This is a genomic window from Pseudomonas brassicacearum subsp. neoaurantiaca, from assembly GCF_013608025.1.
Lineage (GTDB): Bacteria > Pseudomonadota > Gammaproteobacteria > Pseudomonadales > Pseudomonadaceae > Aquipseudomonas.
The window spans coordinates 144,822-171,044 of sequence record NZ_VDLV01000033.1; the positions used below are offsets into that span (position 1 = coordinate 144,822).

The following is a 26,223-nucleotide window of genomic DNA, read 5'->3' on the forward strand; positions in this document are numbered from 1 at the left end:
TATGTCCTTTACACAGAAGCACCTCGACGCGGTTGAGGCGGCCATCGCACGCGGTGAGAAAGTCGTGCGCTACACCGACCGAACCGTGGAGTACCGAACCGTCGACGAGCTGATCAAGGCCCGCGACGAGATCCGCACCTCTCTGGTCAACTCGGCTGGGCCGCGCTCCCGCGTAGTCCGGCTTTATCACGGAGGCAAAGGAGTCTGATGGCCCGACACTATCCGACGCTAAGCCGTAGCGGATTCTTGTTGCCGTCGAACATCAAGGCCAGTTACGAAGGCGCCGGAGAGGGTCGCCGATCCACTGGCTGGGATGCACCCGACAACGGAATCAACAGCATCAACACACCGGCACTGCGCAACCTGCGCGGCCGGTCACGGGCGGCGGTGCGCAACGACCCGTATGCCTTTAACGTCATCGACAAGCGCGTTAGTAATTTGATCGGCACGGGCATCACCCCCAGGCCGAACACCGAAGACAACGCGCTTCGCAAGTTGCTGCAGCTGCTATGGGATGACTGGGCGGACGAGTCGGACGCCGATGAGCACACCGACTTTTATGGGCAGCAGGCGCTGGTCGCTCGCACCGTCGAGACTTCCGGCGAATGCTTTGTCCGCTTACGACCACGCCGCCTTGACGAGGGGCTGGCGGTGCCACTCCAGGTGCAGATTCTCGCGCCGGAGTTCGTGCCCCACGACAAATTCGAGACCACGCGCACCGGCAACGCCATTCGTGCTGGCATCGAGTTCAATCCGGAGGGCAAGCGTGTTGCCTACTGGATGTACCTGTCGCACCCCCGCGACGGCGTATCGCTGAACGCGGGTTACAACCAGTTGGTACGGGTACCGGCATCGCAGGTGCTGCACATATTCGAACCGGTTGAACCGGGGCAATTGCGCGGTGTACCGCGCTTGTCTCCCGTGCTCAAACGCCTGCGCAGCCTGGATAACTATGACGACGCGGTGCTGTTCCGGCAGGAAGTTGCAAACCTCTTCGCCGGTTTTATCAGCCGTCCGGCACCGGAATCGGGCCCCGTGCCGAGGGATCCTGTCACCGGTCAGCCGCTTGACCTTGACCGTGACGGCTTTACGCCCATGGTTGCGCTGGAGCCCGGCACCATGCAGGAGCTGGGGCCGGGTGAGGAGGTGGAGTTTTCCAAGCCGCCGGACGCGGGCAACAACTATCCCGACTTCATGCGCCAACAACTGATGGCAGCAGCGGCGGGCACCGGAACTCCCTACGAGATCCTCACCGGTGACATGCGCGAAGTGAATGACCGGGCGTTGCGCGTCGTGTTGAACGAGTTCCGGCGCCGCCTGGAACAACTGCAATTCGGCGTGTATGTGCATCAGCTCTGCCGCCCGATCCGTGCCGCCTGGATGGACATGGCGGTACTGTCCGGTGCCTTGGCGTTGGACGACTATGCCAAACGGCGCCGCGAATACCTGCGCACGCGCTGGGTGCCGCAAGGCTGGGCCTACATCCAGCCTGTTCAGGACGTGCAGGCCCGCCGCATGGAAGTGCAAGCCGGGTTCGCCTCACGTAGCGAGATGGTCACCCGCACTGGTTACGACGCTGAAACCGTCGATGCGGAAAACGCTGCCGACAACGCAAGGGCCCAAGCGCTGGGCCTCAACTACAACACGCACGAGGCCGTCGAGGTTACTGACGACAAGGAGCAATCATGAGCAAACCAGCGCTTCCGCGCACTTACAACAGAGCCGGCCAGCGGGTGAACGTCCAGGACAAGACCTGGTACGCCATGCAGGAGAGCGGCGAAGCCGAGGAGCGGGTCATCGAGGTGTTCGTCTACGGCGAGATCGGCACCTGGGGCATCACGGCGAATCAGTTCGTGCAGGATCTGCGCGCCATGGACGACGGCGTTTCACCGGTGATCGCCGCATTCAACAGCATCGGCGGCGATTTGTTCGACGGTCTGGCGATGCACAACGCGTTGTCCCGCTTGGGCGAGCGTTGCACAGGCCGGGTCGATGCCCTGGCAGCCAGCGCGGCCAGTGTCGCGGTCTGCGGGGCCCACCGCGTGGTCATCGCCTCCAACGCCATGCTGATGATCCACAACCCATGGACCTACGCGGCAGGGGACGCCGAAGACTTCCGCAAGGTGGCCGACGTCCTGGATCAAACCATGGAGGCCATCATCGCGGCCTACAAGGCCAAGGCGCCGGACATCGACGAAGCCGAACTTCGGCGTCTGGTGGCGGCTGAAACCTGGCTGACGGCCAACGAAGCGGTGGCCCTGGGGCTGGCCGATGAGGTGGGCGACGGGGTGAAGGTCAAGGCGTGTCTGGGGCAGGGCGCAGTGCTGCAGCGTTACCAGCATGCCCCAGCTGAATTGCTCGCCCTACTGGACGAGCCACCTGAGCCGGATACTGAGCTGGAGCCTGAACCTACTGATCCGCCCCAGGAGCCTCCTGTGGCGAACTCGGCCAAGCTGGCTCTGATGATCACCCAGCGTTGTACGGCGGATGGCATCAGTAACCTGATTGAGCCACTGCTCAACTCCACCAAGCTGGAAAACGAGGCCATCGTCCTGGCGGGCTTGGCCCGCGCCAAGGCCGTAAACGATCTGTGCGTTGCCGCACGACTGCCTGAGTTCAGCGCCGAGTACGTCGCGGCCGGGTTGGATGCCGCCTCGGTTCGAGCGCGTCTGTTCGACAAGCTGGTGGGCAGCGGGAAAGGCTTCGAGATCGACAACAGCCTACCGCTCAACGCAGACCCGGCCCCGAAGGTCCAGGCCAAACAACCCGACCCCACCTCTATCTGGGCAGCCCGTCAGGCGGCGCAGTCAGGTAGCGCTAATAGCTCGAAAGGAGCAAGACCATGACCATCAAACTGGAACCGATGCACGCCGGTGAATTCCTCCTGTCCGAGGGCGCCGGGAACATTTCGCGTGAATCAATCAACGTCGCGGCAGGCCCTGCCTTGAATCCGGGGCAAGTACTCGGGCTGATCGCTGCCACGGGCGAGTTCGCCCCTTACGACCCGACAGCCGAAGACGGCACGCAAACCGCCGTGGCGATCCTCTTCGGCCCGCTTGGGGAATCCGACGTGGTACGTCGAGGCCGGGCCGTAGTGCGTCTGGCAGAGGTCAGCGAGGTACACCTAACCGGCCTTGACCTCGATGCCGAAAAGGCGCTCTCCGCGCGTTTTCTGATCGTTCGTTAGAGTGGATGAACTAGCATGAGAAAAAACTCTACCAAGGAAGATTTCCATGCCAGACCACAACGAAGCCCTAGCCAGCGCGTTGGAGCTACTGCTGATCAATCAGAACGCAATAGGCGCAGCTGTTGAAGAACTCTCCAAGTGGGTCGCAGAGCGAGGTTCAGCCGACGTTGCAGACAACGTCGCGACAGCCTTGGAAACACTAGACCTGAATGCCGATGGAGTTGCCAACGCAATTCGAGTGCTACGTCAGGGCTAGAACTACAAACAATCTTTTGAACCCGCTTCGGCGGGTTTTTTCATTCTGGAGTGTACCCATGGCCGATATCGCCATTTTTGACGACGAAGCGTTTGCCGTACCAGCGCTCACCGCAGCAATCAACGAACAACCCTATCTGCCGGGCCGCATCAGCAGCCTCGGCCTGTTTCAAGAAGAGGGTGTTGCTACCCTGACAGTGCAAATCGAGAAGGACGGCGACACCTTGGCGCTGGTGCCAGCAGGGGAGCGCGGTTCTTCGGGGCTGGTGGTCAGTGCCAGCAAACGCAAGATGATTCCTTTCAACACCGTGCACCTGCCGGAACGCTTCACTATCAAGGCCGACGAGATCCAGGGCATCCGGGCGTTCGGCACTCGCACCGAGTTGCAAGCGGTACAGGACGTGGTGAACACCCGACTGGCAAAAGCGCGTCGTCAGCTGGATGCCACGCACGAGTTTCAGCGCATGGGTGCACTCAACGGCCTGATTCTGGACGCCGACGGTTCGACACCTCTGTTGGACCTATACGCCACCTTCGGAGTGTCCCGACAAAAACTATCCATGGGGCTGAACGACCCGAGCACCGAACTGCGCGTTAAGTGCGGGGAGGCGCTGGACATGCAGGAGGACGCGCTGGGCAGCGTCACCAGCACCGGCTCCCGCGCCTTCTGTGGCAAGAATTTCTGGAACAAGCTGATCGTTCACAAGTCGGTCAAGGAAACCTACATCGCCACGCAGCAAGCGGCGGCATTGCGTGGTGACGCTCGGGAGAGTTTCGAGTTCGGCGGCATCGTCTGGGAGCGCTACCGTGGCAAGGTGGCCGGTGTGGCCTTCGTCCATGACGACAAGGCGCTGCTGGTCCCTGAAGGCGTGCCGGACCTGTACATCTCGGTGTTCGCTCCGGCTGATTACATGGAAACGGTCAATACCCAGGGCATTCCCTACTACAGCAAGCTGGAGCCGTTGCCGTTCAACAAAGGTGTGGCCGGCGAAGCGCAATCCAACCCGCTGCACTTGTGCTCACGGCCTCGTGCGCAGATCCTGCTGGAACTCTGATAGTGAGCTTTCGCGAACTGGTCGGCGACCTGGACAACACGGTATTCGATGTCCTCGGCGACACGGTGCTGATCGAAGGTCGCCCGGTCCTGGGCATGTTCTCCGCTCCATGGTTACAGCCCAAACTCGGCCGGATTAACACCGGCCTGCGCGAGCCGCATCTGGTCATCCGCGTGGCGGACGCCGAGGGCGTCAGTGAGCGGCAAGCGGTCGTGGTCGACCTGCCGGTGCATGACGGCGGTGGTAACTACATCATCGTCAGGCCGGAGCCCGGCGGTGATGGTTTGGTGACTCTGGTGCTGAGGAAATCCCCATGAGCGTCGGCAGCTACGTCAAGCAATCGGCCAACAGCGGCATGATCACGCTGCAGGCTGATCGGTCGGACCTGAAAGCGTTTGCCGACTTCGCGGCGCTGGTGCCCAAGGCTTCCCTAGCTGCACAGCGCCGAGCCATCAACAAAACGCTACGGTGGTTGCGAACCCACATTGCCCGCACCGTCAGCCGGCAGGAGCGCATCGCGGTGTCTGCCGTCCGGCAGCGCCTGCGGGCCTACCCGCTTTCCGGCAATGGGCAAGGCAAGCTGTGGTTCGGCATCAATGCGATTGAGGCCAGCCGTGCGGGTCGACCACGACAATCACGGTCGGGTGTTTCGGTAGCTGGCCGTCGATATGAGGGGGCGTTTTTCAAAAAGGTCTATGGCAGCCGGCCCGACATCTGGATTCGAACCGCGAGCAAGCACTTCAAGGCCAGCGACTACCCCGAGAGTGAGGTGTCTGGCGGTGGTGGGGCAAGCTCAGGCTGGATCTCGGAGAACGACAGCCGCTTTCCACTCGCCAAGGCCAAGATATCTCTGGAAGACGTCCGGCCGCACTTCGAGTCATGGACCAAGCGGGCGCACCAACGCCTGCTTGAGATCCTGGGGCAGGAACTGAACTTTGAACTGCAGAAGTATCTGCGAGGATCTGCCCGTGTCTGACTTCAATCTTGAGCTTTTGTATCAGGCTGTTGAGGCTCATATCGACCAAGCGGTTCCAGGATTGGCCTGCGTGCGGACCATGCCCTATATGGCCGATCACATCGACTTGCCTGCTGCGGTGATTGAGTTGGTCGAGCTGGAGCCCGGCCGAGATCCGGGTACCGGGGAGACGGCGCTGGTTGCGCGTTTGGAGGTGCGCTTCATCGTTGGCGGTGAGGATGCCGAGTGCCAGCAGAAAGCGGCATTCGCCGCCGCACAAATGGCCGTGCTGTTGCGTATCCAGACATGGGGGCTGGAGGTCGAGCCCGCCGAATTCGTCCGGGCAGCCCAAGACTGGACCCGACCCGAGTTAGACGGTTATGCCGTCTGGGTCGTTGAGTGGACGCAGACTATTTACCTCGGTGAGGAGGAATGGCCCTGGCCCAACCAGCCACCTGGTTCCTTGCTCTGGGGCTTCGGCTCTGAAACTGGACCAGGAAGCGAAGGGAGCTACCTGCCTCCGGAGGAACTGGCATGACCTACGCGAGCGCGCAGCATGACCGCATGCTGGCCGGTCTGATCATCCCTTGTCGCGTGGTTGGGGTGGATTTGGCGGCCGGCATGGTTCGGGTGTCTGACGGCGGGGATTGGACCAGCGCCTGGGTGCGTTGGCACAGCATCGCCGCCGGCAAGGCCCGTCACTGGCGTTCGCCCAGCCTGGGTGAACAGGGCGCGCTGATCAGCCCGAGCGGCGAACCGGCACAGGGCACCTTTGTGCCTGGGTTGTATGGCAACGCCGGAGGCCAGCCAGATAACCGCGACCACGTTGAGGTATGGCGCTTCGATGACGGTGGCTCGCTGGTCTACGACTGGCAGGCCAGCACCTACAGCATCACTGTGCCAAGCGGCACCGTGACCATCAAGGTCGGAGGCACCGAAGTGGTCGTCACGGACGGCGCAATCAACGCCTCGGCGGGCGACATCACCCTGGCCGGTAACGTGCTGATCAACGGCCCGTTACGCGTCACTGGCGACATCAACGGCGGTGGCAAAATCATCGACACCACCGGCAACACGCCGAACCACAAACACTGAGCCAGACGTTTATCCACAACCCGCCGCGTGCGGGTTTTTGCATTTCTGGAGCATACCTATGAGCAAAACACGAACAGCGACGGAGCCGCAGCCTGCTGAAGCGGCGGCGCCTGAACCCGCCCGATCTGAGCTGCCGGCCACCATCGGACCGGCGCGAGTATTTCGCGACACACGCTTCACCTCGCGCACGCTGATCATGCCCGACGGCCAGCCCGTGCCGGTGGTCGCCGGTCAGGTCACAGCATGCGGAGATGAGCAATACGCCTTTTTGAATGCCCACCCGGATCTGCAACCGCTGACAGAGTAAACGCCATGATCGGAATGGACCGTCGCACGGGGCAGCCGCTGTCAGGTTCGGCGCATCTGCGGCAGTCCGTGGAAGACATTCTCAGCACGCCGGTCGGCAGCCGCCGCATGCGGCCGGAGTACGGCAGTCATCTGCGCCGTTACGTCGACCTGCCGGTGAACGAGGGCTGGAAAAGCGCGGTGCAGGCTGAAGTCGCCCGCGCCCTGGGGCGCTGGGAGCCCCGCTTGAAGTTGGAACGCGTGCGGGTCACTGCTGTGGTGGATGGTCAGATCATCCTGCAGCTGACGGGCTCCTATATTGGCAACGGCGTAGTGCTGGAGGTTAACGTATGAGCACTATCGACCTTTCGGCGCTACCGGCGCCGCAAGTGTTGGAAAGCCTGGATTTTGAGGAAATGTATCAGGGGCAGTTGGCGACCTTTCGCGAATACATGGGCGACAACTGGAGCGCTTTATTGGAGAGCGATCCGGTGACCAAACTGCTGGAATTGGGCGCCTATCGACGCATGCAGAACCGGGCCAGGGTCAACGATGCAGCCAAGGCGCTTTTCCTGGCTCACGCCACGGGCGCTGACTTGGAGCAGCTGGCCGCCAACGTAAACCTGCAGCGTTTGGTCATCCAGGCTGAAGACTCAACTGCCGTACCCCCAGTTCCTGCGGTGCTGGAGAGTTACGAGGCCCTGCGCGAGCGCGTTCAACTGAGGTACGAGGGGTTGACCACGGCCGGGCCGCGAAACAGCTACATCCTGCATGCCCGAAACGCCTCCGGTCTGGTGGCGGATGCCACGGCAGAAAGTCCGGCGCCGGCCGAGGTGGTGGTGACCGTGCTGTCACTTGAGGGTGACGGCTCGGCCATTCCCGAGCTACTGGCCGAGGTGAGCACTTACCTCAACGATGAAGACCGGCGACCTGTCGCAGATCGATTGACCGTACAAGGCGCAGAGATCCTGCCGTATCGCATCGATGCCGTGGTGTACATGGCCGGCACGGGCCCGGAAAACGAGGCTGCGCTGGCCGAGTGCAATGCGCGTCTGCAAGCCTGGATCAATCCACGTCGCCGGCTGGGTGTTGAGGTCGCCCGTTCAGCCATTGATGCGCAGCTCCATGTCAGCGGCGTGGCTCGGGTTGAGATTCCTGGCTGGCAAGACATTCGACCCACCAAAGCGCAAGCGGCGTGGTGCTCGGGCTTCACTGTCACGCGGGGTGGCTGATGAAAAGTTTGCTACCGCTCAACAGCACCCAGCTTGAACGGGCAATAGAAGCGGCTATCGATGAAACCACCGATGTCCCCCTCCGAACCTTATACAACCCAGACACCTGCCCGGCGCACCTGCTTTACCAACTGGCTTGGGCTTGGTCGGTGGATCGCTGGGACGAGGCTTGGCCGGAGGAGATCAAGCGTTCGGTGATCCGCGCTTCGTTCTTTGTCCATGCCCACAAAGGCACCATCGGCGCGCTCCGGCGGGTGGTGGAGCCGTTCGGTTACCTGATTGAGGTGGTCGAGTGGTTTGAGACTGAACCAAAGGGCGTACCGGGAACGTTTGCCTTGAAGATCGGCGTTTCGGATGGGGGCATCAGCGAAGAAACGTACAAGGAACTGACGTGGCTAATTGATGACGCCCGGCCTGTCAGCCGCCATGTCACTGAACTGGCGATCAGCCTCGAGACCCGAGGGAAATTCAACATTGGTGTTGCCCTGTATGAGGGCGACGAAATCGACGTGTACCCGCCTGCTCAGCGCGACATTGAAGTCACTGGTTCCATTGGCGTTGTCGGGCGAGAACACATCATAGACACCCTGGACGTATATCAATGATTGACCAGACCTCTCAGTTTTTCGCCATCCTTACGAACGTGGGCGCAGCGAAGCAGGCGAACGCCAACGCGCTTGGCATCCCCTGGAAAATAACCGAAATGGGCGTAGGGGATGCCAACGGCACTGACCCCATTCCCAGTGCGGCCCAAACATCCCTGATCAATGAATGGCGTCGCCGCCCGCTAAATCAGCTGCTTATTGATCCTTCCAACCCAGCGGTACTGATAGCGGAACAGGTCATCCCACCTGATGAGGGTGGGTTTTGGATTCGAGAGATCGGCCTCTATGACGCTGACGGGGATCTGGTAGCGGTCGCGAACTGTGCGCCAAGCTTCAAGCCACTTCTGCCGCAGGGATCCACCCGTACTCAAGTCGTCCGGGTGAATTTCATTGTCAGCAGCACGACGAATGTCACGCTCAAAATTGACCCGAGCATCGTTCTGGCAACGCGTGAATTTGTCACAGAAGAGCTGGCGCGTCAGGACTTCAAACATTCGGTGCTGGTAGCGACGACAGCCAACATTGTATTGAGCGGCTTGCAGACGATCGACGGGGTACCGCTGGTGGCTGGCGCGTCGGTCTTGGTGAAGAACCAGACCGAAAGCAAAGACAATGGCTTGTACTTGGTCGCCCCTGGTGCTTGGTCGCGCCGTAGCGATGCCAATACAGCGGCCAAAGTCACTCCGGGCCTTCTGGTCCTGGTCGAAAAAGGCACGCTTTACGGTGATAGCGCGTGGCAGTTGGTCACGGATGGTCCTATCACGTTGGGATCGACCCCTCTGGCATTCGAGATGGCGTTTGGCCGAACGGGCGTAGCCGAGGGCACCTACCGAAGCGTGCAAATAGACAAGTATGGCCGCGTGGTCTCGGCGAGCAATCCGACCACGGCGGCGGGCTATGGCTTGACCGACGTTTACACTAAAACCCAAGTCGACCAATCGTTGGGGCTCAAGGCTGACCTGAACAGCCCAGCCTTTACTGGCGTGCCTACCGCTCCAACGGCAGCGGCGGGGACCAACTCCGTCCAGATTGCCAACGCCGCCTTTGTTCAGGCCGCTATCGCCAGATTGGTGGATTCGTCTCCGGCGGCAATGGATACCTTAAAGGAGCTGGCGGCAGCCCTTGGCAACGACCCCAACTTCGCCACGACAGTACTCGACTTGCTGGCGACCAAGGCGCCGAAATCAACATCGCTTGATGGCTATGGCATCACTGACGCGCTGAAGGTCAAACCAAACTATGTGAGCCAACAGTTCCCAATAATCAGCGCTCCGACGGCCGGTGTAGGCGCAGGCGATTCGGCGATGCTTATCCGAGAAGCCCAGCAAGTCGGCACCGGGCAAAGCAGCGACAGTTATGCGCCTGCGGTGGGGTTCTATTGGAACGGGGTCCGGGCCGGCCGGCTAATCATGGATGCACTGGGTTTGCTCAAGTGGAACGGTGTGGCTCTACTGACCGGTACCGTCGCGACTCAGCCCGAGGTTGATCAAGGCAGCATTGACACGGCCGTGGTGACGCCGAGGAAATTGCGGTTTGGTTTTGCTGCGAGCTTCACGCCGAACGGGTATTTGGTCTTGCCCACTTTTTTGGGTGGGTTTGTTTTCCAATGGGGGACCGCGCCCAACTCGGCTCCTGCAGGATCGATGAGCACCTTCACTATCCCTTTCCCCAATAAGTGTCTCTGCATGGTTGGCTCACCATTTGCGAATTTATCCTCGGCTTTTGAGGGCGCAGAGTTTTTCAGTACCACTGAAACGACTTTCTACAGTGCAAACTCTGCCGGGAAAACCAACGCCTATTTTGCAATCGGGTATTAAAGGATGACAGCGAAGAGGCTTTACAGCATGAGCACTGGCCTGTGCTACTTGCCAGGTATTCATTCATCAATTCCGAACGATGCGGTATCCATTTCGGACGAACGCTTCAATGAAGTGTTGGGCAATCCGGTGCCGGACAAGGTCCGTAGTCATGACGCTGACGGCTTGCCGATCTTGATTGATCCACCACCGCTGAATGACGAGCAATTGGCGACGCATGAGAGACAATGGCGAGATGATGAATTGGCAGCGCGGCAATGGCTACGTGATCGTCATCGGGACGAGCAGGATTTGCAACGGGCCACCACGTTAACCGCCGAACGATTCACCGAGTTGCTTAGTTATATGCAATCGCTCCGTGATTGGCCTCAGTCAGAGCATTTTCCTGATAGCCAATACCGTCCCGTGGCGCCGCCATGGGTCGCCGAACAAACCCAATAAACGCCCCGCACCGACGGGGCGTTTTCTTTTCCGCTTTACCACTCAGGCCTCGCGTTGCGGGGCCTTTTCCTATCTGGAGAATCTATGAGCTTCTTTCATGGCGTGACCGTCACGAACGTTGATACCGGTGCTCGTGTCATTGCGTTGCCGTCGTCCTCGATCATTGGACTGGTCGACACCTTCGTCCCAGCGCCGGCCTACAGCGCGCAGCCCAATGACCTGGTGATGATCACCAACGAGCGCGAAGCGGTGGCCGCCTTCGGGCCTGATTCCGCAATGACCAAGGCCTGCCGAGCCATCTACACCCGAGCCAAGGCCGTGATCGTGGCTTGCGGCGTGGCCAAGCTGGAGGATCCTGCCGAACAGACCTCGGCCATCATCGGTGGCGTACAGGCCAACGGTAAGCGTACCGGCTTGCAAGCGCTGCTGGATGGTAAAAGCCGATTCAACGCGCAGCCGCGGCTGCTGGTGACCCCCAAGCACAGCTCGACCCTGGCGGTCGGTACGGCCCTGGTTGCCCTGGCGGACAAACTGCGTGGGTTGGCCATCCTCGACGGCCCGAACACAACCGACGAGGCCGTCCTGGCTTACGCCGAAAACTTCGGCGCCAAGCGGGCGTTTCTGGTCGATCCCGGTGTGCAGTATTGGGACACCACGGCGGATACCACCGTCGATGCGCCGGGCTCGGCCTGGGTGGCGGGCTTGTTCGCCTGGACCGACAGCGAATACGGCTTCTGGGCTTCGCCTTCGAACAAGGAATTCGTAGGCATCACTGGCACCACGCGGCCGATTGAGTTTCTGGACGGTGACGAAACCTGCCGGGCCAACCTGCTCAACAACGCCAACATCACCACGATCATCCGTGACGATGGTTTCCGCCTGTGGGGCAACCGCACCTTGTCGAGCGATCCGAAGTGGGCCTTCGTGACTCGCGTGCGAACCATGGACATCGTCATGGACGCGATTCTGTACGGCCACAAATGGGCGGTCGACCGCTCTATCACCGCGACGTACATCAAGGACGTGACTGAAGGCCTGCAGGCGTTCATGCGCGATCTGAAAGCCCAAGGCGCAATCATCAACTTTGAGGTCTTCGCCGATCCGGAGTTGAACACGGCCAGCCAGCTCGAGCAGGGCAAGGTGTACTGGAACATCCGCTTCACCGACGTCCCGCCTGCAGAAAATCCCAACTTCCGCGTAGAGGTCACCAATCAATGGCTGACCGAAGTGCTCGACACTGCCGCTTAAGGAGCGACCTCAATGGCAATGATTCCCGAAACCCTGGCGAACCTGAACTTGTTCGTCGACGGCGTCAGCTTCCAGGGCGATGTACCGAGCCTGACGCTGCCCAAGCTCACGCTCAAGATGGAAGAGCATCGCGGCGGTGGCATGGATGCCCCGGTCGAGCTGGACATGGGCATGGAAAAACAGGAGGCGAACTTCACCACCACGGGCGTACGCCGTGAGTCGTTGAAATTCTTCGGCTTGGCCGACGGCACGGCGTTCAACGGCACTTTTCGGGGCGCTTATAAAGGGCTCAAAGGCAAAGTCACCCCGGTCATCGTCACCCTGCGCGGCACGTTGAAAGAAGTCGATATGGGCGACTGGAAAGCTGGCGACAAAGCCGAGATCAAGCATGCCGTCGGGCTGACTTACTACAAGCTCGAAGTGGACGGCCGAACCGTTTACGAGATCGACCCCCTCGGCATGCGCCGAGTAATCAACGGTGTTGACCAACTCGCCGCCCAGCGTTCCGCCCTGGGCGTCTGATCCCCCCTACTGAATTCAAGGAAACACCATCATGAGCAATACCGAAACTCCAAGCTGGATGACCCTGGCCGCTGACCGCGTCACGGTGAAACTGACCGTCCCGGTCGAGGCCAACGGCGTGCGCGTCGATACTCTGAGCCTGCGAGCACCGACCGTGCGTGACCTTCGTATAGCCCGGCAAACCGCGCCCAACGATGAGGAGCAACAGGACTTGAACCTGTTCGCCTCGTTGGCCGAGGTCAATCCCAAGGAGCTGGACAGCATGATCCTCAAGGACTACGCCCGTTTGCAGGCCGGGTATTTTCGTCTGGTGCGAGAAGATGAACTTCACCCAGGCAGTGCAGAAGCAACTCGCTAAGCGCCTAGCCGCCGAGCTGAATTTTTCCTCCGAAGAAATCCAGACCATGCCGTTCTCCGACATGGTTTGGTGGCTCTCGGACTGAAACGAGGGGTAGTCGATGGCGAGCAAACTGGCGTTATCGCTGGTGATTGGCGGTGCCGTCAGTTCGACGGTGGGGTCTGCCTTTCGTACGGTTGAAGGGCATATCAAAAAGCTGGAGGACAAAGGCAACAAGGCCAAGGTGCTCAAGAGCACCATTGGCGAAACCATCCGCCTGCGGGATGAATGGAAGCGGGCGCACGAGACGGGCGCGGCGTCGGCGGACGGCCTGTTGCGCAAGCTCAACGGCAACCTCGATGCCCTGCGCAAGCAAGGTGTCCAGGTGGGCCGGCTGGGCCAGGAATACCAGCGGCTCGGCCAGGCGGCCAAGGCTGCGGATCTTCAGCTCAAAGGCCACCAGCAACTCGATGCTGGCAAGAAAGGACTCACATCGAGCATCGGTCAGGGCGTCGTCGCCACCGGCCTTGCGGCGATTCCCACCAAGGTCAGCGCGGATTATCAGGCGATCATTCGGGACATCGCGATCAAGGCAGACGTGGTCAACAAGCCACAGGAGGCACAGCTCAACCAGACGGTGATCCAGACCTCACGCGATACGGGCATGGCCCGGAACGATGTCGCGGATCTGGTGAACCAACTGGTCGGTGCCGGTATGGACCTTAAGCAAGCCATGGCCTACGCGCCGACGGCGGCCAAGTTCGCCATTGGCCAGGGCGCATCGGGCGTCGACACGGCCAGCATGATCATGGCGCTGCAGCAGAACGCCAAGATCAATGATCCCAAAGTAATGCAGCAAGCCCTGGAGGCCATCGCCTTTCAAGGGCAAGCGGGTAGCTTCGAAGCCAGCGACATGGCCCGGTGGTTTCCCCAGCTGCTGGCCTCCATGGAAAAGAATGGCAGCACCGGCATGGACGCGGTCAGCTCCCTGGGCGCGATGCTTCAAGTGCAGATGAAAACGGCCGGCGGTTCGGACGAGGCGGCCAACAACCTCAAGAACTGGATGGAGAAAATCGGTTCGAGCGATGTGGTCAAGGCGTACAAGGACGCTGGCATTGACTATCAAGCCTCGCTGAATACCGGCATTCAAAAGGGCATGTCGACGCTGGAATCCAGCTTTGCCCTGGCCATGAAATACATTCAGGCCACCGACCCAGCCAAAGCCGCGAAGATGGCCGAAGCCCAGGCCAAGATCAGCAAGGAAGCGGATCCGGAGAAAGCCAAGGCGGCGCTCGATGCGCTGGAGAAATCCCTGCGTACCGGTGACCTGTTCGCCGACATGCAGGTCAAGGCAGCACTTACGGCCTATTCGCAAAACAAACAGCTGTACGAGCAACTGAAAAAGGACTCGCAATCTTCTGGTGGGATCCTGGACAAGAACCTGGCCGAGCGGCGCGAGACATCGAAACAGATGTGGGACGAGCTGGGGCAAGCGGTCAGCGATGGCATGCGCAGCATTGGCGATGCCATCCGGCCTGCGACGGATGCGGTTGCCCAGGGTCTCACCTCCGTTGTGCGTTGGCTGACAAAACTGTCTGACGGCTCGCAACCGGTGGTGCTCGGTATTGCCGGCATCACGGCCGGATTGATAGCGCTCAAGTCGGCGGCCAGTGCGGTCAAGATTGGTAAGGGGCTGTACAACATCACTCGCGGCCGGGCAATGGAACGAGGCGTGGGCTCGCTGGGTGACGCTGTAGCCAAGGCACCGAAAACCGGTATCAAGACGGTGGATAAAGGCCTGGGGGCTCTCGGCAAGCTGATGGGGGCAGGCAACGATTCCGGCGCAGGGCTGAGCACTGAGCCGCAACGTGTATTTGTCGTCAACGCTGATGCGATAGGCCGGGCAGGCTCTGGTCCTGGTGGAGATCCTGGCGGCGGTGCACGTCGGCGCCAACGTGGCCGGCGTGGTCGCCGTAGCGGCATTGGGACCCTCTCGCGTCGGCGATTACCCGACCGGGTGCCCAGTCCTCCGGTCGTGTCAGCCCCTGCCGCCGTGTCTGTCATGCCAAAGGTGGGTCTGTTGGCTGCTGCGCCTATGGCTGCTGCTGCGGAGGCAGCGTCCGGTGGCTCGCTCGGCCGTGCGGTTCAGTCCATCAGGGGAGTCACCCGAGCCACCAAACGCATCCCCGGCGGTAACGTGCTGGATGCAGGGGTGGGAGTTCTGGATACCGCGCTCAACGCCACAACCCAAGACGAAAAAGCCGAGGGCTATGGCGGGGCTGCAGGTGGTTTCGCGGGCGCCCTGGCCGGCGGTGCAGCAGGGGCCGCCATCGGTTCAGTGGTACCAATCATCGGCACCGCCATTGGCGGCGCAATCGGTGCCGCTTTGGGCGGCCTGGGTGGGGAGAGCATCGGCAGTTTCTTGGGCAAGTCCTGGTTTGGTAGTGAGGCTAAGGCCGAAGAGGCCAAGCCTGCCGAGGTCGTCAAACCAGCGGAACCTACGCCACCCGTACCGCCGAAGGTCGAACAGGCTTTCAGCTTCGCGCCGAATGTCACCATCACCGTTCAGGGCGACGTAAAAGATCCTGCGCAGTTGGCTCGGGAGTTGGAGCCGCACTTGCGTCAGCTCATGGAGGCTTTCTCTCGGGAGACGCTCGCTCGACAGTCGTCGAGCCAATTGTTCGATGCCCCCCACGTTTAAGGAGGTGCCATGGCCTACATGGAGCAAATGCAATCGGCGCTGAAATCGCTGCTTGCAGCGGGGGAGTCTGGCCGTACCAGTCTCGACGGCATGCTGGGGCCGCTTAACGGCGCCATCAGCGACATGACGGGCGCCGCCTCGGAACTGGAGGGCGTGCCCTTCATCGGGCCGGCCATCGGCGCCAAGGTCCAGAGGACCATGCGAGCCATCAACGCGGCGCAGTCCGCCGTGGGGCAAGTGGCAGCCAGATACAATCAGGCCGTCAACGCCGCCAGTCAGGTACAGGAACGGCTGGGCTCGCTCAAGGAACAGGCGGGCAAGGCGGGCGCGGCGATCAATCGCATCGCTGGGCAGGTGAGCCCGTCGCTGAGCAACATCATGCCCACGGGTGCATTCATTCCACAGCTGACCCCGGCGGCCGAAGCGGTGAAAGCCTTTCCGCACCTGCTGATCATGCAGCCCCTGGCGCCGAACGCCCAGCCGTACTACTTCAACTTGGACACGGCGGCTTTCGATGAACTGCGTAGGCAGACATCGTTCCGCTGGGCTGGCCAAGAACGCCTGACGCGCAGCATTGCCCAGCAGGCGGTAGGGCAGGGAGAGGACAAAATCACCCTTAAGGGCGCGATTTTTCCTGGTTTCAAAGGCGGGCTAAAACAGCTGGATACCTTGCGCACCATCGGCGGTCGTCTGCAACCGCTCAGCTTGACCACCGGCTACGGGGAGGTGCTGGGCACCTGGTGCCTGCTCAACATTGAGGAAGAACAAAGCCACCTGCTCGCGGGGGGAATTCCGCGTAAACAATCCTTCTCGTTGGAGTTTGTGAGCTATGGCGACGACCTGCAGAACGTCTGACGGGGATCTGTTGGACACCGTCTGCCATCACTATTACGGCCATCTGAACGGCACGGTGGAGGCCGTGCTTGCCGCCAATCAGGGGCTGGCCGATGAGCCTCAACCGTTTCGTGCTGGCGTGATCATCCTGCTGCCGGATCTGCCGGCGCAGACCTTGGAGGAGGTTCAGTTATGGGACTAATCCATGCCGTCGCGTTTCATGAACCCCGCCCTGTACGGGGTTTCTTTTTTCTGGAGTGTCACCCATGAACCCTACCTTTCGCATCGTCGCGGACGGCAAGGACATCACCGCGCTGATCAACGACCGGCTGCTGGAGCTGCGCACGTCGGACAAGCCCGGCATGGAATCTGACGACTTCGAGCTGCGCATTGATGACCGTGATCAAGCAGTCACGTTACCGACACGTGGCGCACGTATTGAGGTGTACCTGGGCTACGCCGGAAAGGCTCTGACCCGTTTGGGTCAGTACACCGTGGATGAGGTGGAGGTATCCGGTCCTCCGGACACACTGCGCATTCGGGGCAAAGCGAGCGACATGCGGGGTAGCGGAAAGACTGTGCGCAGCGGGTCTTGGGAAAACGTACCGCTGCAGCAGATCGTCCGGGATGTGGCCGCCCGCAATGGTTGGCAGCCGGTATGCCCGGTCCAGACCAAAGTGCCCCGCGTCGACCAGCTCAACGAATCGGATTTTAACTTCATCACCCGGCTGGCCAAGCAATACGACTGCACCGCCAAGCTGGCCGACGGCAAGCTGCTGGTGATGCCTCGCCAGGGTAGCCAAACCGCTAGCGGCAAGAATCTGAGCCCCGTAGTGCTTGGTCGTGCCGACTTAAGCCGTTATCAATTCCGCTTTGGTGATCGCAACACGCAAAAGGCCGTGCGCACCAAGCACCAGGACAAGAAGACGGGCGCCCTGCAGGTGGTCGAGCTGGGGAATGATGAGCTGCCCGACGGCCTTCCTGCGGTCCACACCGACCGGCATATCTACCCGAACAAGTCCGCCGCCGAGCAGGCCGCCAAGGCGCGCTTGGCCGCGTTCAACCGCAGCACTGCCGGGGTGCGCTTGGAGATGGCTGGGCGAACTGACGTCTTCGCCGAACGACTGATTGTGGTCCAGGGCATCAAGCCGGGTCTCGACGGGGAGTATCTGGCGGACGCGGTAGAGCAGTTATTCACACCCGCCGGCTGGACCACCGTCGTCGAATGCAACGGCGGCAAGAAGGGCAAGGCCAATGCCAAAGGTAAGAAAAAGAAGAAGGAAGCCAAGCCGGTCAAGGTCGTCCAGCTTTAAGCGGACTCAGCACCACCTCAAACACAACCGCAACCCGCCATCGAGCGGGCTTTTTTTTGGAGCCCCCATGCCACTCACCGAGCAGCAACTACAGCGCATCATGCCCAACGCCCGCCGCCAAGCGGGCGTTTTCGTATCGGCCCTGAACGCCGCCATGGCACACCGACAGATCGATACGCCCAAGCGGCAGGCGGCATTCCTGGCCCAGGTTGGGCATGAGTCCGGCCAACTGCAGTACGTGCGGGAGCTGGGCGGCGATCAATATCTCAGCAAATACGACACCGGTTCGCTGGCTTCGAAACTCGGCAACTCCCCCGAGCCCGACGGAGATGGCCCACGCTATCGTGGTCGCGGCTTAATCCAGATTACCGGTGCCCACAACTACCTACGCTGCAGCTTGGCGCTGTTCGGTGACGAGCGCCTGTTGCGCACGCCCGAACTGCTGGAGCTGCCCCAATGGGCGGCCGAGTCGGCTGCATGGTTTTGGTGGGTCAGGGAGCTGAACGTGCTGGCTGATCGTGATGAGTTCGAAATGATCACCCGGAAAATCAACGGCGGGCTCAACGGCTTGGCAGATCGTCTGCAGCTGTGGGAGCGGGCGAGGGCGGTGCTATGCGTTTCGTCGACCTGATCCCGCTGCAATACCGCGTGCTGGCCGCCGGGCTTCTACTGTTCGCTCTGGTCGCCACTTCGGCGGTTCTCGCCTGGACGGTCCAGGGTTGGCGATACGGTCAGCAGTTGGAAAAACAAGCCCGGCTCCACACCGAAACCCTCAACCAAATCACCCTGGCCTCGACCGCGCTGCAGCGCGCCGAGCAGGACAAGCGCCTGGCCCTGGAACAGCGGCTGGCCGCCAATGACCAAACCCACTATCGAGCCCTAACCGATGCCCAACGTGATCAGGATCGCCTACGTGATCGCCTCGCTACTGCTGATGTCCGGCTGTCAGTCCTACTCGACGCCACCGATACCGCCTGCAGCGGTGCAGTGCCTGCCACCACCAGCGCCGGCGGCGTGGTTCATGGAGCCGCACGCGCCCGACTTGACTCGGCGCATGCTCAACGAATTATCGGCATCACCGACGACGGGGACCGGGGGTTGATAGCGCTGAAAGCCTGCCAGGCCTATGCCAGAGAGGTGTCGCAAGGACGTTAACGGCGCAAAGCGTTGCTCAGTGCCATTTCGGCATCGCCCTTTAGCGCATCGGCTTCAGCTTGGGAGATTATGCCGCAGTGGACAAAGCCATTAAGCATCCCCATCAACTGGTCGAAGTGTCTTTGGGCTTCCCCGTCACCTAGCAAAATACTGTGAATCTCAGCTTGGGCGTATTGAATAACCTTCGAATGTAGTCGCTCAGTGGCGTCCATCGGTTAGTCCTATGAAGTGTGCATCTCGGGGAATCGCCTATAGGGCGCATTAATTTCTCGACGCACAGCTGAGGGGCTACTCCTCAAATCATCCGCCTGTCTAATTGGTTGAGAAGGTTTTAGGGGCGTCAGGTCAGCTCATAAAGGAGTAACGAGCCTTCAAGAGTTCAGTTCAATGACTTGAGTTGCAGCCATGCGAAGACGAGATTTACCTACGCCCTCGGGGGATTATCAAAGTGATGTGGTTGACGCTTGGAACGCTCGCGTAACAGCTCTATGCGAGGACATCGCCGTGCAAAGAGACTTACTGCTCGGGCAGATCCATGTTGTGTATACCATGCTTTCACGACTGGATGCGTTAGTTAATACAGGCCCTTCAAGATTGCCTGGATGGCCTGATGAAACGTTAAGCCTGAGGCCTTGTCATCCAAGGGAGTGGAACCAATTTCAGCCTATGGTTGCGCTTTCCAACGGTGCGAGCCACGTTAAACCGTTACCCATTCAAACCCGTTAATCCTTCACCGGTACCGGCCCTATGGTTCATGGAGCCACACGCGCCCGACTTGATCCCACGCATGCTCAATATCGGCATCACCGATGCCGGCCGAGGGTTGGTAGCTATGGAAGTCTCTCAGGCCTACGCCAAAGAAGTTTCAACACCGAAGTGAAAAGGAGCGACCGGGCCGGATGCGCCAACATCCGGTCCGGTCGCCGTCCCTGCAGATGTCCCTGCAAGTCCAGCCAAGGCTCCTGCTCCGTGCACAAAGCGCGGCGAGTCTAGCACCTGTTTATCCATACAGTAAGGTCTTGCTTTCAATGAGTTCACCCATCATCCCTTGGATGGGCGGCAAACGCCGCCTAGCCGACCGCCTCATTCCGCTTTTTCCGCCTCACGAATGCTATGTTGAAGTCTTTGCCGGTGGTGCCGCGCTTTACTTCATGCGACCCCAGGCCGCTCCCGTTGAAGTCCTGAACGATATCAACGGCGACCTGGTGACGCTCTATCGCGTCGTGCAGAACCACCTGGAAGAGTTCGTGCGCCAGTTCAAATGGGCGCTCAGCTCGCGCCAGGTATTCGAGTGGCAGAAAATGACCCGTCCTGAAACCCTCACAGACATCCAGCGCGCCGCCCGGTTCTTCTACCTGCAGCACCATGCCTTCGCCGGCAAGGTCACCGGGCAAACGTTCGGCACCGCAACCACTGGCCCGGCCATTAACCTGCTGCGGATCGAGGAGAACCTCTCGGCCGCATGGCAGCGACTGTCCGGTACCTACGTCGAAAACCTCCCCTGGCTTGATTGTGCTGAGCGCTATGACCGCGCTCATACATTTCACTACATGGACCCGCCGTACTGGCAGACCGCTGGTTATGGCGTGGATTTCCCGTTCGAAAATTACGAGCGGATGGCTGACTTCATGCGCCGTTGCAAGGGTAAGGTCATGGTCAGCATCAACGATCACCCGGACATCCGGCGTGTGTTCGAAGGCTTTCACTTCGAGACGTTGGACATTCGCTACAGCAACACGAACCAGCGTCAAGGCAAGGCCGAGGTCAGCGGTGAGTTGGTGATCATGAATTGGGAGCCGGCGGCGTTGGGAGGGCTGTTTTAATGGTTGTCGCGCTCGATCTGATCCGCTTGCTATGTGATTACGCTGGAGCGTTACTGTGGTCACACAAACGAAGGACCAAGACCATGGAAACCGAAACCGCTGACAAATACCTGAATATCTTTCCCTCCGCTTTGCTGGCAGCGGTGGCACGTGGAGAGGTAGATCTCAACCATTGGGCCGGCGTAGTGCTGGCTGGGCGGGGGTTGGACCAGGATGCACGCTGGGTGGGGTTCCCAGAGGCGGCCCGCCTCCAGGATCAACGTAGTCAGGCTTAATTTTCTTCCAGACTCCAGGGGAGCAACAACTGTGCTCCCTGGTTTTTGACGTTCCCCACCTCTTTGCCCACGGCATACCATTCGAAATCGGCCTCAGGCCTGGAATGGTCTCTTGCAATTTCCTCTGCTTGCCCTGGGCTGAGATCCGGGTCCAGCCACTCCCGCGCTTGCTCAGGTGATAACACCAACGGCCGGCGATCATGGATATCTACCATGCCCTGGTCGCATGACGCGGTAATGATTACGAAACCGTCACCGTCTTGCTCGTCCAGACCTGGACGGGCCTGTGCGAGCGCCCCGAAGAACATCGGCTTCTGATCCTTCAACCGGATGAAATAGGGTTGTTTTTTCTTCGGATCATTTGGGTCTTTAACCCACTCATACCAACCCTCGCTGGGCACCAGTGCGCGCCCGGCCGGCCAAAGCTGTTTGAAAAACTTTCCCGTCGTAACGGTCTCGATCCTGGCATTGATCGGATCCGGACGTTTCCCCTTCGCCCAAAAGGGCGCCCATCCCCACCTCACTGGAGTGATGTGGATACCTGCCTCTGTGCTGTGCAGGATCTGCACGCGGGTCGTCGGAGCCACGTTGTACCGGCTGATCGGCTCCGCGTCGTACCCGCCGAACAATGGCAGCTGAGGGCCAAGCTCCTCCATAAACACCGCCATCCCCTCGTACTGCACGAATCTCCCGCACATGAGCTGTCCCGCCTGTCAGATTTTTCCTATACGAAATTGACCGCGAACCTTGTACAAAGTTAACTGTATGTTCGTACAGTATTTTTGGATCGGTGCGTCATGAGCTTTTCAATTCTAGGCCCTATTGCTGAGGGTGGCTTGAAGCTGCCCCTGTGTTCGTTTCGTGTGCCCGCCGGGTTTCCATCCCCAGCGGCGGACCACATCGAAGCGCACATCTCATTGGATGAGGTTCTGAACATTCGCGCTCCGCATGTCTACCTGGTTTCCATCGCCGGGGAGAGCATGCAAGGCGCTGGGATCTTTGAAGGGGACCTAGCCGTTGTGGACCGTGCGATGGAACCTGCGCATGGTCACATCGTCGTGGCGCTGCTGAACAACGAACCCGTGTGCAAGCGCCTCTGCATCCGTGGGAAGGAGGTGATTCTCCTGTCGGAGAACCCAAAGTACCCACCGAGGTACGTGCTTGAGGGCGACGAGCTGGTCATCTGGGGCGTTATCACCTGCAGCGTGCGCAGCCATGTCTAAAGCCCAGCCCGTTTTCGCACTGATCGACTGCAACAGCTTCTACGCCAGTTGCGAAAGAGTGTTCCGTCCGGACCTGGCCCGCGTTCCCATCGTGGTGCTGAGCAACAACGACGGCTGTGTGATCGCTCGCAGCTACGACGCCAAGCCCTACGTGAAAATGGGCGAGCCGTATTTCCAGATCAAGCACAAGCTGCAGAAGCACGGCATCGTTCCGTTCTCGTCGAACTACGCGCTCTATGGAGACATGAGCGAGCGGGTGATGACGCTCATTGAATCGATGGTGCCGGCCGTCGAGGTCTATAGCATCGACGAAGCCTTTGCGGATCTGACTGGCATTGACGGCCGGGATGCCCTTGGCCGGAAGATCCGTAGCCAGGTGCTGCGCTGCACTGGTATTCCCGTCGGGGTAGGGATCGCTCACACCAAGACCCTGGCGAAGCTGGCCAATCACACCGCCAAGCGGCTCCAGGTGCAAACGGGCGGGGTGGTCGACATCTGCGACCCGTTTAAGCGCGACTGGGTGTTGCGCAATACCGACGTGTCTGAGGTCTGGGGAGTAGGTCGCAAGATGAAACTTCACTTGGACACCATGGGTATCAAGACCGCGATGGACCTAGCAAAGGCCGACCCGTGGACGCTACGCAAGAAATTCAGCGTGGTGATCGAGAAGACCGCCCGGGAACTGGCCGGCACGCCGTGCCTGGAGCTAGACGAGCCGGACCCGCCGAAGCAAGAGATCTGCTGTAGCCGGATGTTCGGTAAGCGGCTCACGGACCTGGCACCGATCAAGGAGGCGGTGGCCACCTATATGATGCGAGCCTCGGAAAAGCTTAGGGCGCAAAAGTCGCTGTGCAAGAAGATCCGCGTCAGCATCCGCACCGGCATGTTTAACCCGGAAGAGGCTAAGTATGCGAACGGGGTGATGGTTGATCTGCCATATCCAACCGACGACGTGCGCCTGCTTACAAAGGCTGCGGTTGATGCGGTCGACCATATCTACCGGTCAGGCTTCAAATACAGTAAAGCCGAGGTGATGCTGCTCAACCTTTGTCAGCCTGGCGAGTACACAGAGGATCTATTCGCCGTGTCGCAGCCTGCGGAGGCTACCAAGGTGATGACCGTGCTGGACCGGATCAATGGGCGATGGGGAAGGGGAACGCTGCGCCCAGCCAGCGTGCCGACCGACCCCGATTGGCTGATGAGGCGGGAGATGATAAGTCAGAGCTATACCACGCGCCTTGATCAGCTGTGGTCTGTTGCTTGCAAATGAAGGGGGTTGGTGCTCGGTCAGCAGGCCGGTGGTGGAGGGACAGCGTGATTCACTAATTTGAATGGCTGAGCGCTTTTTCTAGGGTTAAGACCGACGGTTTTTCACTGTTGACTCCTTGTGGATGTTGCTTTTGTCCCCATCTACGTATTCGGAATCATTTTTTTGTCATGCCTTCGCTTTAGCTTTGCTAACAAATTGCGGTACGTCGCACCGATTAAGATTTTGTTGGACTCCATTTTGATTGATTTGGAAAATTAATCGATGATTCATTTGACAAGTGTGGGCTGCGAACGCCTATAGTCATCGCAGAGGGTATGCAAGCTGAATCGGATGGACTGCGTGCGGGTCTGGCCTTCCGACTAGTGGCATAGTGATTTTTCGACGGAGCGCGTGTAGAATCGCGACTCCAAAAATTCTTGTCGAATTTTCATCCATTGGCGTAAGGGAATATGACTGAAGGCACTCAAACTTTTTCGGTTTCGGACGATCATATTCAGTACAAGATCCCGCAAAACGTCCAGGACGCTTACGATATCGTTCTTGATGTTGCAAATCGGGTGCTGCGCCAATGCAAGCTCTTCAGTATTGAAAGCCTGCAGGAAGAGAACCCAACAGTCGGTGAAATCGCTCGTCGCTTGCATTTTATCTGCGGTTTGATGCAACAGCTTGACGAGTGCTCCGGCCTCGAAGGTGAGGCGACTGTTCAGAAGGCGCACGAATACGCCAAGCATGTCCAAGCGCTCGCAAATGCGATCGAAAAAGGTGACGTGATGGCCCTTGACCATGAATGTAATGAACTTAACCGGAGGAGCTTCATATGAACAATGACCTGAAGCGGCGTCGTATTCTTAAGGCCCTGCAAGCCGAGTGTGCCGCCCTTGGCAAGCTGACCAATAAGCTCGAGAGCAATCTCAAAGCAAAGCACATGAAAAAAGTAGCTTGATCTAAGGCTCAAAAAAAACCCGCTTCGGCGGGTTTTTTTGTGGATGCCTCAAAGATATGTCGACAGGGGTAATGGGCCTGGGGCTGTGGTTCTTGGGAGATGTTAGGCAGTGTCGATAAAGTTTGCTGCTGTTGATTATAAATATTTGAGGGGCAGCCTAACGAAGCGAATCCCGTACCCCAACAAGCCCCACCTTGTGTAGCAGAGTCATAACGCACGCAATACAGGCTCAAGCCTTTGATGAGCCCGTGGGGCAAAAATGGGGCAAGCCGGACGCCAAACCATGCCATTCAATGCCCATTATGCGTCTATGCAAGTCCGCCGAAGCGCGCTTTAAAGCCAGTAAATACGGGCTCCAACGCCAAATTCCGCCAGATACCCCAGCACAATCGGCGTGTGGGAGGACAGGTCGTTCACGGCTGTATTCATGGGTGTCAGGCAAAGCTCGTTGAAGGGTGTAGGCAAAAGGAGGGGCATTGGCCCGGCTTTTCCGCGATGGGCGCAAGATTAACATGGGCGGTCTGGTGCTACCCATATGTGAGTGGTTTTGGTGTATGTGGGATTGAGTGCATATCCGTTGCTGCGGTAATGGCTGCTGACGGTTCCGCTCTTACAGCGGGTCACTTTCGAAAAGCCCGGAAGCCGGCCCAGTCGAAAGTAACCAAAGCGCTTTTGCCCCACCACTCGGTGCCTCGCCTAGGCTCGGCATACCCTCACTCCGGCCTTGCTCCGTGGGCCCGCCGCGATGGGCCATCCATGGCCCTGCGCGGCTAACCCGGCATCCTTGCCGGGTTGCCCACTGCGCAAGACCTGCGTTCGGCCAGCGTGGTTAACGGGGCGCCGAGATCAACGTCCACCCCGAGGCGGCCTGATAGCCGACCTGGTTCTGTTTGGGATCACGTTCCCCCTGTGGGAGCGAGCTTGCTCGCGATGACGGCAGCCCATACGACTCAGTTGTAACTGGACTACCGCCATCGCGAGCAAGCTCGCTCCTACAGTGATTACCCGGGCTGCTCTTAGGTCTCGGCTTGCGTCATGAGTGCCTACCTCACCTCAACCACATCCAACGCCCGATTCGCCAACAACTGGCTCAGCTCGATCATCTGCTGGATCCCTAGCGCGATATGCCGTCGCGAGCCGTCCAGGTCGAATGCAAGATCACTGACCATCGCATTGGCCGAGGCCAACGTTTCGCTGAGGTTGGCGAGCAGGTTTTCGGCGTCGATGTTGGGGGCGATGATAAAAAGGGTGTCGGGTGTGTCGCCGATTTCTTTGTCGGCTTTCGGCTTGAGGTAATAGTCCAGGGCACGGGTGGCCGCGTCGTCGAGTTTCTTGGCGTTGGCCGATTGGGTGCGGGAAATGTGTTCTTTGGGAGGATTCGGTGTGTGCTTCGGCATTCTATGGATCCTTGAGGTTGAGCCACCACTCACTCGCGACTAAACGAGGGGGCGGCAGCTGTACGCAGGTTAGTCGACCGGGGATCCAAGGAACCGGCGCGCCCGAGGGCGCCCTGCGCACAGCTACCATCAAGTGCAGGCATAGAAATACCTGACTGAATGGAGCAGTGAGCACCTTGGAATACCGAGCGACTAAACCCGATCACTGATGGGCAGTGACAAGATCAAAACTACCGATGGGATCCAAGGCGCGCA

34 protein-coding genes and 1 pseudogene are annotated in these 26,223 nt (G+C 59.7%); 32 read left to right on the top strand and 3 right to left on the bottom strand.

Annotation, left to right across the window (positions count from 1 at the left end; genetic code table 11):
* Position 1: 1 nt before the first annotated feature.
* The 25 genes from FHK92_RS17880 (at position 2) to FHK92_RS18000 (ending at position 19,037) form a co-directional block, all read left to right on the top strand.
* Positions 2–208 (top strand): phage head-tail joining protein, encoded by a 207-nt coding sequence (locus FHK92_RS17880; protein WP_014339651.1) that lies wholly within the window; start codon positions 2–4, stop codon positions 206–208.
* Positions 208–1,689: a phage portal protein gene (locus tag FHK92_RS17885; RefSeq protein WP_181289213.1), complete on the top strand. Its 1,482-nt coding sequence runs from the start codon at positions 208–210 to the stop codon at positions 1,687–1,689. Before FHK92_RS17880 ends, FHK92_RS17885 begins: the two co-directional genes overlap by 1 nt.
* Positions 1,686–2,846, top strand: a complete 1,161-nt coding sequence (locus tag FHK92_RS17890; protein ID WP_181289214.1) for a head maturation protease, ClpP-related — start codon at positions 1,686–1,688, stop codon at positions 2,844–2,846. Before FHK92_RS17885 ends, FHK92_RS17890 begins: the two co-directional genes overlap by 4 nt.
* The gene (locus FHK92_RS17895) at positions 2,843–3,187 is read left to right on the top strand and encodes a head decoration protein (RefSeq protein ID WP_181289215.1); all 345 of its coding nucleotides are present in this window, start codon (positions 2,843–2,845) and stop codon (positions 3,185–3,187) included. The genes FHK92_RS17890 and FHK92_RS17895 overlap by 4 nt, the downstream gene beginning before the upstream one ends.
* 46 nt (positions 3,188–3,233) lie before the next feature.
* Positions 3,234–3,443, top strand: a complete 210-nt coding sequence (locus FHK92_RS17900) for a hypothetical protein (RefSeq protein ID WP_181289216.1) — start codon at positions 3,234–3,236, stop codon at positions 3,441–3,443.
* 58 nt (positions 3,444–3,501) lie between these two features.
* On the top strand, positions 3,502–4,497 hold the full coding sequence (locus FHK92_RS17905) for a major capsid protein (RefSeq protein WP_181289217.1): 996 nt from the start codon (positions 3,502–3,504) through the stop codon (positions 4,495–4,497).
* A gap of 2 nt (positions 4,498–4,499) precedes the next feature.
* Positions 4,500–4,814: a head-tail joining protein gene (locus tag FHK92_RS17910; RefSeq protein WP_181289218.1), complete on the top strand. Its 315-nt coding sequence runs from the start codon at positions 4,500–4,502 to the stop codon at positions 4,812–4,814.
* Positions 4,811–5,473 carry a hypothetical protein gene (locus tag FHK92_RS17915; protein WP_181289219.1) on the top strand — a complete coding sequence of 221 codons (663 nt, stop codon included), beginning with the start codon at positions 4,811–4,813 and terminating at the stop codon, positions 5,471–5,473. Before FHK92_RS17910 ends, FHK92_RS17915 begins: the two co-directional genes overlap by 4 nt.
* Entirely contained in the window at positions 5,460–5,990 is a 531-nt protein-coding gene (locus tag FHK92_RS17920; protein ID WP_181289369.1) for a hypothetical protein, read from the top strand. The genes FHK92_RS17915 and FHK92_RS17920 overlap by 14 nt, the downstream gene beginning before the upstream one ends.
* Positions 5,987–6,547, top strand: a complete 561-nt coding sequence (locus FHK92_RS17925) for a phage baseplate assembly protein V (RefSeq protein WP_181289220.1) — start codon at positions 5,987–5,989, stop codon at positions 6,545–6,547. The genes FHK92_RS17920 and FHK92_RS17925 overlap by 4 nt, the downstream gene beginning before the upstream one ends.
* Positions 6,548–6,605: 58 nt before the next feature.
* Positions 6,606–6,854, top strand: coding sequence for a hypothetical protein (locus tag FHK92_RS17930; RefSeq protein ID WP_181289375.1), 249 nt, complete (start codon positions 6,606–6,608; stop codon positions 6,852–6,854).
* A 5-nt stretch (positions 6,855–6,859) separates the two neighbouring features.
* Positions 6,860–7,186 carry a GPW/gp25 family protein gene (locus FHK92_RS17935; RefSeq protein ID WP_181289221.1) on the top strand — a complete coding sequence of 109 codons (327 nt, stop codon included), beginning with the start codon at positions 6,860–6,862 and terminating at the stop codon, positions 7,184–7,186.
* On the top strand, positions 7,183–8,064 hold the full coding sequence (locus FHK92_RS17940) for a baseplate assembly protein (protein ID WP_181289222.1): 882 nt from the start codon (positions 7,183–7,185) through the stop codon (positions 8,062–8,064). The genes FHK92_RS17935 and FHK92_RS17940 overlap by 4 nt, the downstream gene beginning before the upstream one ends.
* Positions 8,064–8,669, top strand: coding sequence for a phage tail protein I (locus FHK92_RS17945; RefSeq protein WP_181289223.1), 606 nt, complete (start codon positions 8,064–8,066; stop codon positions 8,667–8,669). Before FHK92_RS17940 ends, FHK92_RS17945 begins: the two co-directional genes overlap by 1 nt.
* Complete coding sequence (locus FHK92_RS17950; RefSeq protein ID WP_181289224.1) at positions 8,666–10,486, top strand: phage tail protein; 1,821 nt, start codon at positions 8,666–8,668, stop codon at positions 10,484–10,486. The genes FHK92_RS17945 and FHK92_RS17950 overlap by 4 nt, the downstream gene beginning before the upstream one ends.
* Positions 10,487–10,513: 27 nt before the next feature.
* Complete coding sequence (locus FHK92_RS17955) at positions 10,514–10,927, top strand: phage tail assembly chaperone (protein WP_258232680.1); 414 nt, start codon at positions 10,514–10,516, stop codon at positions 10,925–10,927.
* An 84-nt stretch (positions 10,928–11,011) separates the two neighbouring features.
* A complete protein-coding gene (locus tag FHK92_RS17960; RefSeq protein WP_181289226.1) occupies positions 11,012–12,175 on the top strand; it encodes a phage tail sheath subtilisin-like domain-containing protein in 1,164 nt (387 codons plus the stop codon).
* Positions 12,176–12,187: 12 nt separating this feature from the next.
* On the top strand, positions 12,188–12,697 hold the full coding sequence (locus FHK92_RS17965) for a phage major tail tube protein (protein WP_072393735.1): 510 nt from the start codon (positions 12,188–12,190) through the stop codon (positions 12,695–12,697).
* 31 nt (positions 12,698–12,728) lie between these two features.
* A complete protein-coding gene (locus tag FHK92_RS17970; RefSeq protein WP_181289227.1) occupies positions 12,729–13,055 on the top strand; it encodes a phage tail assembly protein in 327 nt (108 codons plus the stop codon).
* Positions 13,056–13,155: 100 nt separating this feature from the next.
* A complete protein-coding gene (locus tag FHK92_RS17975; protein WP_181289228.1) occupies positions 13,156–15,735 on the top strand; it encodes a phage tail tape measure protein in 2,580 nt (859 codons plus the stop codon).
* A gap of 9 nt (positions 15,736–15,744) precedes the next feature.
* Positions 15,745–16,590, top strand: coding sequence for a phage tail protein (locus FHK92_RS17980; RefSeq protein WP_181289229.1), 846 nt, complete (start codon positions 15,745–15,747; stop codon positions 16,588–16,590).
* Positions 16,565–16,771, top strand: coding sequence for a tail protein X (locus FHK92_RS17985; protein ID WP_181289230.1), 207 nt, complete (start codon positions 16,565–16,567; stop codon positions 16,769–16,771). Before FHK92_RS17980 ends, FHK92_RS17985 begins: the two co-directional genes overlap by 26 nt.
* 64 nt (positions 16,772–16,835) lie before the next feature.
* Complete coding sequence (locus FHK92_RS17990) at positions 16,836–17,882, top strand: phage late control D family protein (protein ID WP_181289231.1); 1,047 nt, start codon at positions 16,836–16,838, stop codon at positions 17,880–17,882.
* 67 nt (positions 17,883–17,949) lie between these two features.
* On the top strand, positions 17,950–18,513 hold the full coding sequence (locus FHK92_RS17995; RefSeq protein ID WP_181289232.1) for a glycoside hydrolase family 19 protein: 564 nt from the start codon (positions 17,950–17,952) through the stop codon (positions 18,511–18,513).
* Positions 18,495–19,037: a lysis system i-spanin subunit Rz gene (locus tag FHK92_RS18000; protein ID WP_181289233.1), complete on the top strand. Its 543-nt coding sequence runs from the start codon at positions 18,495–18,497 to the stop codon at positions 19,035–19,037. Before FHK92_RS17995 ends, FHK92_RS18000 begins: the two co-directional genes overlap by 19 nt.
* On the opposite strand, the gene FHK92_RS18005 is transcribed toward FHK92_RS18000, so the two are convergent.
* Positions 19,034–19,249, bottom strand: a complete 216-nt coding sequence (locus tag FHK92_RS18005; protein ID WP_181289234.1) for a hypothetical protein — start codon at positions 19,247–19,249, stop codon at positions 19,034–19,036. The genes FHK92_RS18000 and FHK92_RS18005 overlap by 4 nt on opposite strands.
* Positions 19,250–19,769: 520 nt before the next feature.
* On the opposite strand from FHK92_RS18005, the pseudogene FHK92_RS27820 reads away from it, so the two are divergent.
* The 3 genes and pseudogenes from FHK92_RS27820 to FHK92_RS18015 form a co-directional block, all read left to right on the top strand.
* Positions 19,770–19,917, top strand: a pseudogene (locus tag FHK92_RS27820) (lysis protein); the annotation flags it as partial.
* A 148-nt stretch (positions 19,918–20,065) separates the two neighbouring features.
* Complete coding sequence (locus FHK92_RS18010; protein ID WP_014339627.1) at positions 20,066–20,860, top strand: DNA adenine methylase; 795 nt, start codon at positions 20,066–20,068, stop codon at positions 20,858–20,860.
* An 83-nt stretch (positions 20,861–20,943) separates the two neighbouring features.
* Positions 20,944–21,135: a hypothetical protein gene (locus FHK92_RS18015; RefSeq protein WP_153388738.1), complete on the top strand. Its 192-nt coding sequence runs from the start codon at positions 20,944–20,946 to the stop codon at positions 21,133–21,135.
* Here the strand turns inward: FHK92_RS18015 and FHK92_RS18020 are convergent.
* Entirely contained in the window at positions 21,132–21,833 is a 702-nt protein-coding gene (locus FHK92_RS18020) for an SOS response-associated peptidase family protein (protein ID WP_181289235.1), read from the bottom strand. The genes FHK92_RS18015 and FHK92_RS18020 overlap by 4 nt on opposite strands.
* Before the next feature lie 99 nt (positions 21,834–21,932).
* Between FHK92_RS18020 and FHK92_RS18025 the strand changes: the two genes are divergently transcribed.
* The 4 genes from FHK92_RS18025 to FHK92_RS27825 all read left to right on the top strand — a co-directional run bounded on the left by FHK92_RS18025 (position 21,933) and on the right by FHK92_RS27825 (position 24,571).
* Positions 21,933–22,358, top strand: a complete 426-nt coding sequence (locus FHK92_RS18025) for a LexA family protein (protein ID WP_043041970.1) — start codon at positions 21,933–21,935, stop codon at positions 22,356–22,358.
* The gene (gene umuC, locus FHK92_RS18030) at positions 22,351–23,628 is read left to right on the top strand and encodes a translesion error-prone DNA polymerase V subunit UmuC (protein WP_181289236.1); all 1,278 of its coding nucleotides are present in this window, start codon (positions 22,351–22,353) and stop codon (positions 23,626–23,628) included. Before FHK92_RS18025 ends, umuC begins: the two co-directional genes overlap by 8 nt.
* Positions 23,629–24,077: 449 nt before the next feature.
* Positions 24,078–24,449 (top strand): hypothetical protein, encoded by a 372-nt coding sequence (locus tag FHK92_RS18035; protein WP_181289237.1) that lies wholly within the window; start codon positions 24,078–24,080, stop codon positions 24,447–24,449.
* Complete coding sequence (locus FHK92_RS27825; protein WP_258232681.1) at positions 24,446–24,571, top strand: hypothetical protein; 126 nt, start codon at positions 24,446–24,448, stop codon at positions 24,569–24,571. The genes FHK92_RS18035 and FHK92_RS27825 overlap by 4 nt, the downstream gene beginning before the upstream one ends.
* Before the next feature lie 1,043 nt (positions 24,572–25,614).
* Here FHK92_RS27825 and FHK92_RS18040 read toward each other — a convergent pair.
* Positions 25,615–25,968 (bottom strand): DUF6124 family protein, encoded by a 354-nt coding sequence (locus FHK92_RS18040; RefSeq protein ID WP_181289238.1) that lies wholly within the window; start codon positions 25,966–25,968, stop codon positions 25,615–25,617.
* Positions 25,969–26,223 lie beyond the last annotated feature (255 nt).

Excerpts from the sequence above, each read along its gene's own strand:
- FHK92_RS17880 (WP_014339651.1), top strand. The coding sequence starts at position 2 with ATGTCCTTTACACAGAAGCACCTCGACGCGGTTGAGGCGGCCATCGCA.
- FHK92_RS17885 (WP_181289213.1), top strand. The coding sequence starts at position 208 with ATGGCCCGACACTATCCGACGCTAAGCCGTAGCGGATTCTTGTTGCCG.
- FHK92_RS17890 (WP_181289214.1), top strand. The coding sequence starts at position 1,686 with ATGAGCAAACCAGCGCTTCCGCGCACTTACAACAGAGCCGGCCAGCGG.
- FHK92_RS17895 (WP_181289215.1), top strand. The coding sequence starts at position 2,843 with ATGACCATCAAACTGGAACCGATGCACGCCGGTGAATTCCTCCTGTCC.
- FHK92_RS17900 (WP_181289216.1), top strand. The coding sequence starts at position 3,234 with ATGCCAGACCACAACGAAGCCCTAGCCAGCGCGTTGGAGCTACTGCTG.
- FHK92_RS17905 (WP_181289217.1), top strand. The coding sequence starts at position 3,502 with ATGGCCGATATCGCCATTTTTGACGACGAAGCGTTTGCCGTACCAGCG.
- FHK92_RS17915 (WP_181289219.1), top strand. The coding sequence starts at position 4,811 with ATGAGCGTCGGCAGCTACGTCAAGCAATCGGCCAACAGCGGCATGATC.
- FHK92_RS17925 (WP_181289220.1), top strand. The coding sequence starts at position 5,987 with ATGACCTACGCGAGCGCGCAGCATGACCGCATGCTGGCCGGTCTGATC.
- FHK92_RS17930 (WP_181289375.1), top strand. The coding sequence starts at position 6,606 with ATGAGCAAAACACGAACAGCGACGGAGCCGCAGCCTGCTGAAGCGGCG.
- FHK92_RS17935 (WP_181289221.1), top strand. The coding sequence starts at position 6,860 with ATGATCGGAATGGACCGTCGCACGGGGCAGCCGCTGTCAGGTTCGGCG.
- FHK92_RS17940 (WP_181289222.1), top strand. The coding sequence starts at position 7,183 with ATGAGCACTATCGACCTTTCGGCGCTACCGGCGCCGCAAGTGTTGGAA.
- FHK92_RS17945 (WP_181289223.1), top strand. The coding sequence starts at position 8,064 with ATGAAAAGTTTGCTACCGCTCAACAGCACCCAGCTTGAACGGGCAATA.
- FHK92_RS17950 (WP_181289224.1), top strand. The coding sequence starts at position 8,666 with ATGATTGACCAGACCTCTCAGTTTTTCGCCATCCTTACGAACGTGGGC.
- FHK92_RS17955 (WP_258232680.1), top strand. The coding sequence starts at position 10,514 with ATGAGCACTGGCCTGTGCTACTTGCCAGGTATTCATTCATCAATTCCG.
- FHK92_RS17960 (WP_181289226.1), top strand. The coding sequence starts at position 11,012 with ATGAGCTTCTTTCATGGCGTGACCGTCACGAACGTTGATACCGGTGCT.
- FHK92_RS17965 (WP_072393735.1), top strand. The coding sequence starts at position 12,188 with ATGGCAATGATTCCCGAAACCCTGGCGAACCTGAACTTGTTCGTCGAC.
- FHK92_RS17970 (WP_181289227.1), top strand. The coding sequence starts at position 12,729 with ATGAGCAATACCGAAACTCCAAGCTGGATGACCCTGGCCGCTGACCGC.
- FHK92_RS17975 (WP_181289228.1), top strand. The coding sequence starts at position 13,156 with ATGGCGAGCAAACTGGCGTTATCGCTGGTGATTGGCGGTGCCGTCAGT.
- FHK92_RS17980 (WP_181289229.1), top strand. The coding sequence starts at position 15,745 with ATGGCCTACATGGAGCAAATGCAATCGGCGCTGAAATCGCTGCTTGCA.
- FHK92_RS17985 (WP_181289230.1), top strand. The coding sequence starts at position 16,565 with ATGGCGACGACCTGCAGAACGTCTGACGGGGATCTGTTGGACACCGTC.
- FHK92_RS17990 (WP_181289231.1), top strand. The coding sequence starts at position 16,836 with ATGAACCCTACCTTTCGCATCGTCGCGGACGGCAAGGACATCACCGCG.
- FHK92_RS17995 (WP_181289232.1), top strand. The coding sequence starts at position 17,950 with ATGCCACTCACCGAGCAGCAACTACAGCGCATCATGCCCAACGCCCGC.
- FHK92_RS18000 (WP_181289233.1), top strand. The coding sequence starts at position 18,495 with ATGCGTTTCGTCGACCTGATCCCGCTGCAATACCGCGTGCTGGCCGCC.
- FHK92_RS18005 (WP_181289234.1), bottom strand. The coding sequence starts at position 19,249 with ATGGACGCCACTGAGCGACTACATTCGAAGGTTATTCAATACGCCCAA.
- FHK92_RS18010 (WP_014339627.1), top strand. The coding sequence starts at position 20,066 with ATGAGTTCACCCATCATCCCTTGGATGGGCGGCAAACGCCGCCTAGCC.
- FHK92_RS18015 (WP_153388738.1), top strand. The coding sequence starts at position 20,944 with ATGGAAACCGAAACCGCTGACAAATACCTGAATATCTTTCCCTCCGCT.
- FHK92_RS18020 (WP_181289235.1), bottom strand. The coding sequence starts at position 21,833 with ATGTGCGGGAGATTCGTGCAGTACGAGGGGATGGCGGTGTTTATGGAG.
- FHK92_RS18025 (WP_043041970.1), top strand. The coding sequence starts at position 21,933 with ATGAGCTTTTCAATTCTAGGCCCTATTGCTGAGGGTGGCTTGAAGCTG.
- umuC (WP_181289236.1), top strand. The coding sequence starts at position 22,351 with ATGTCTAAAGCCCAGCCCGTTTTCGCACTGATCGACTGCAACAGCTTC.
- FHK92_RS18035 (WP_181289237.1), top strand. The coding sequence starts at position 24,078 with ATGACTGAAGGCACTCAAACTTTTTCGGTTTCGGACGATCATATTCAG.
- FHK92_RS27825 (WP_258232681.1), top strand. The coding sequence starts at position 24,446 with ATGAACAATGACCTGAAGCGGCGTCGTATTCTTAAGGCCCTGCAAGCC.
- FHK92_RS18040 (WP_181289238.1), bottom strand. The coding sequence starts at position 25,968 with ATGCCGAAGCACACACCGAATCCTCCCAAAGAACACATTTCCCGCACC.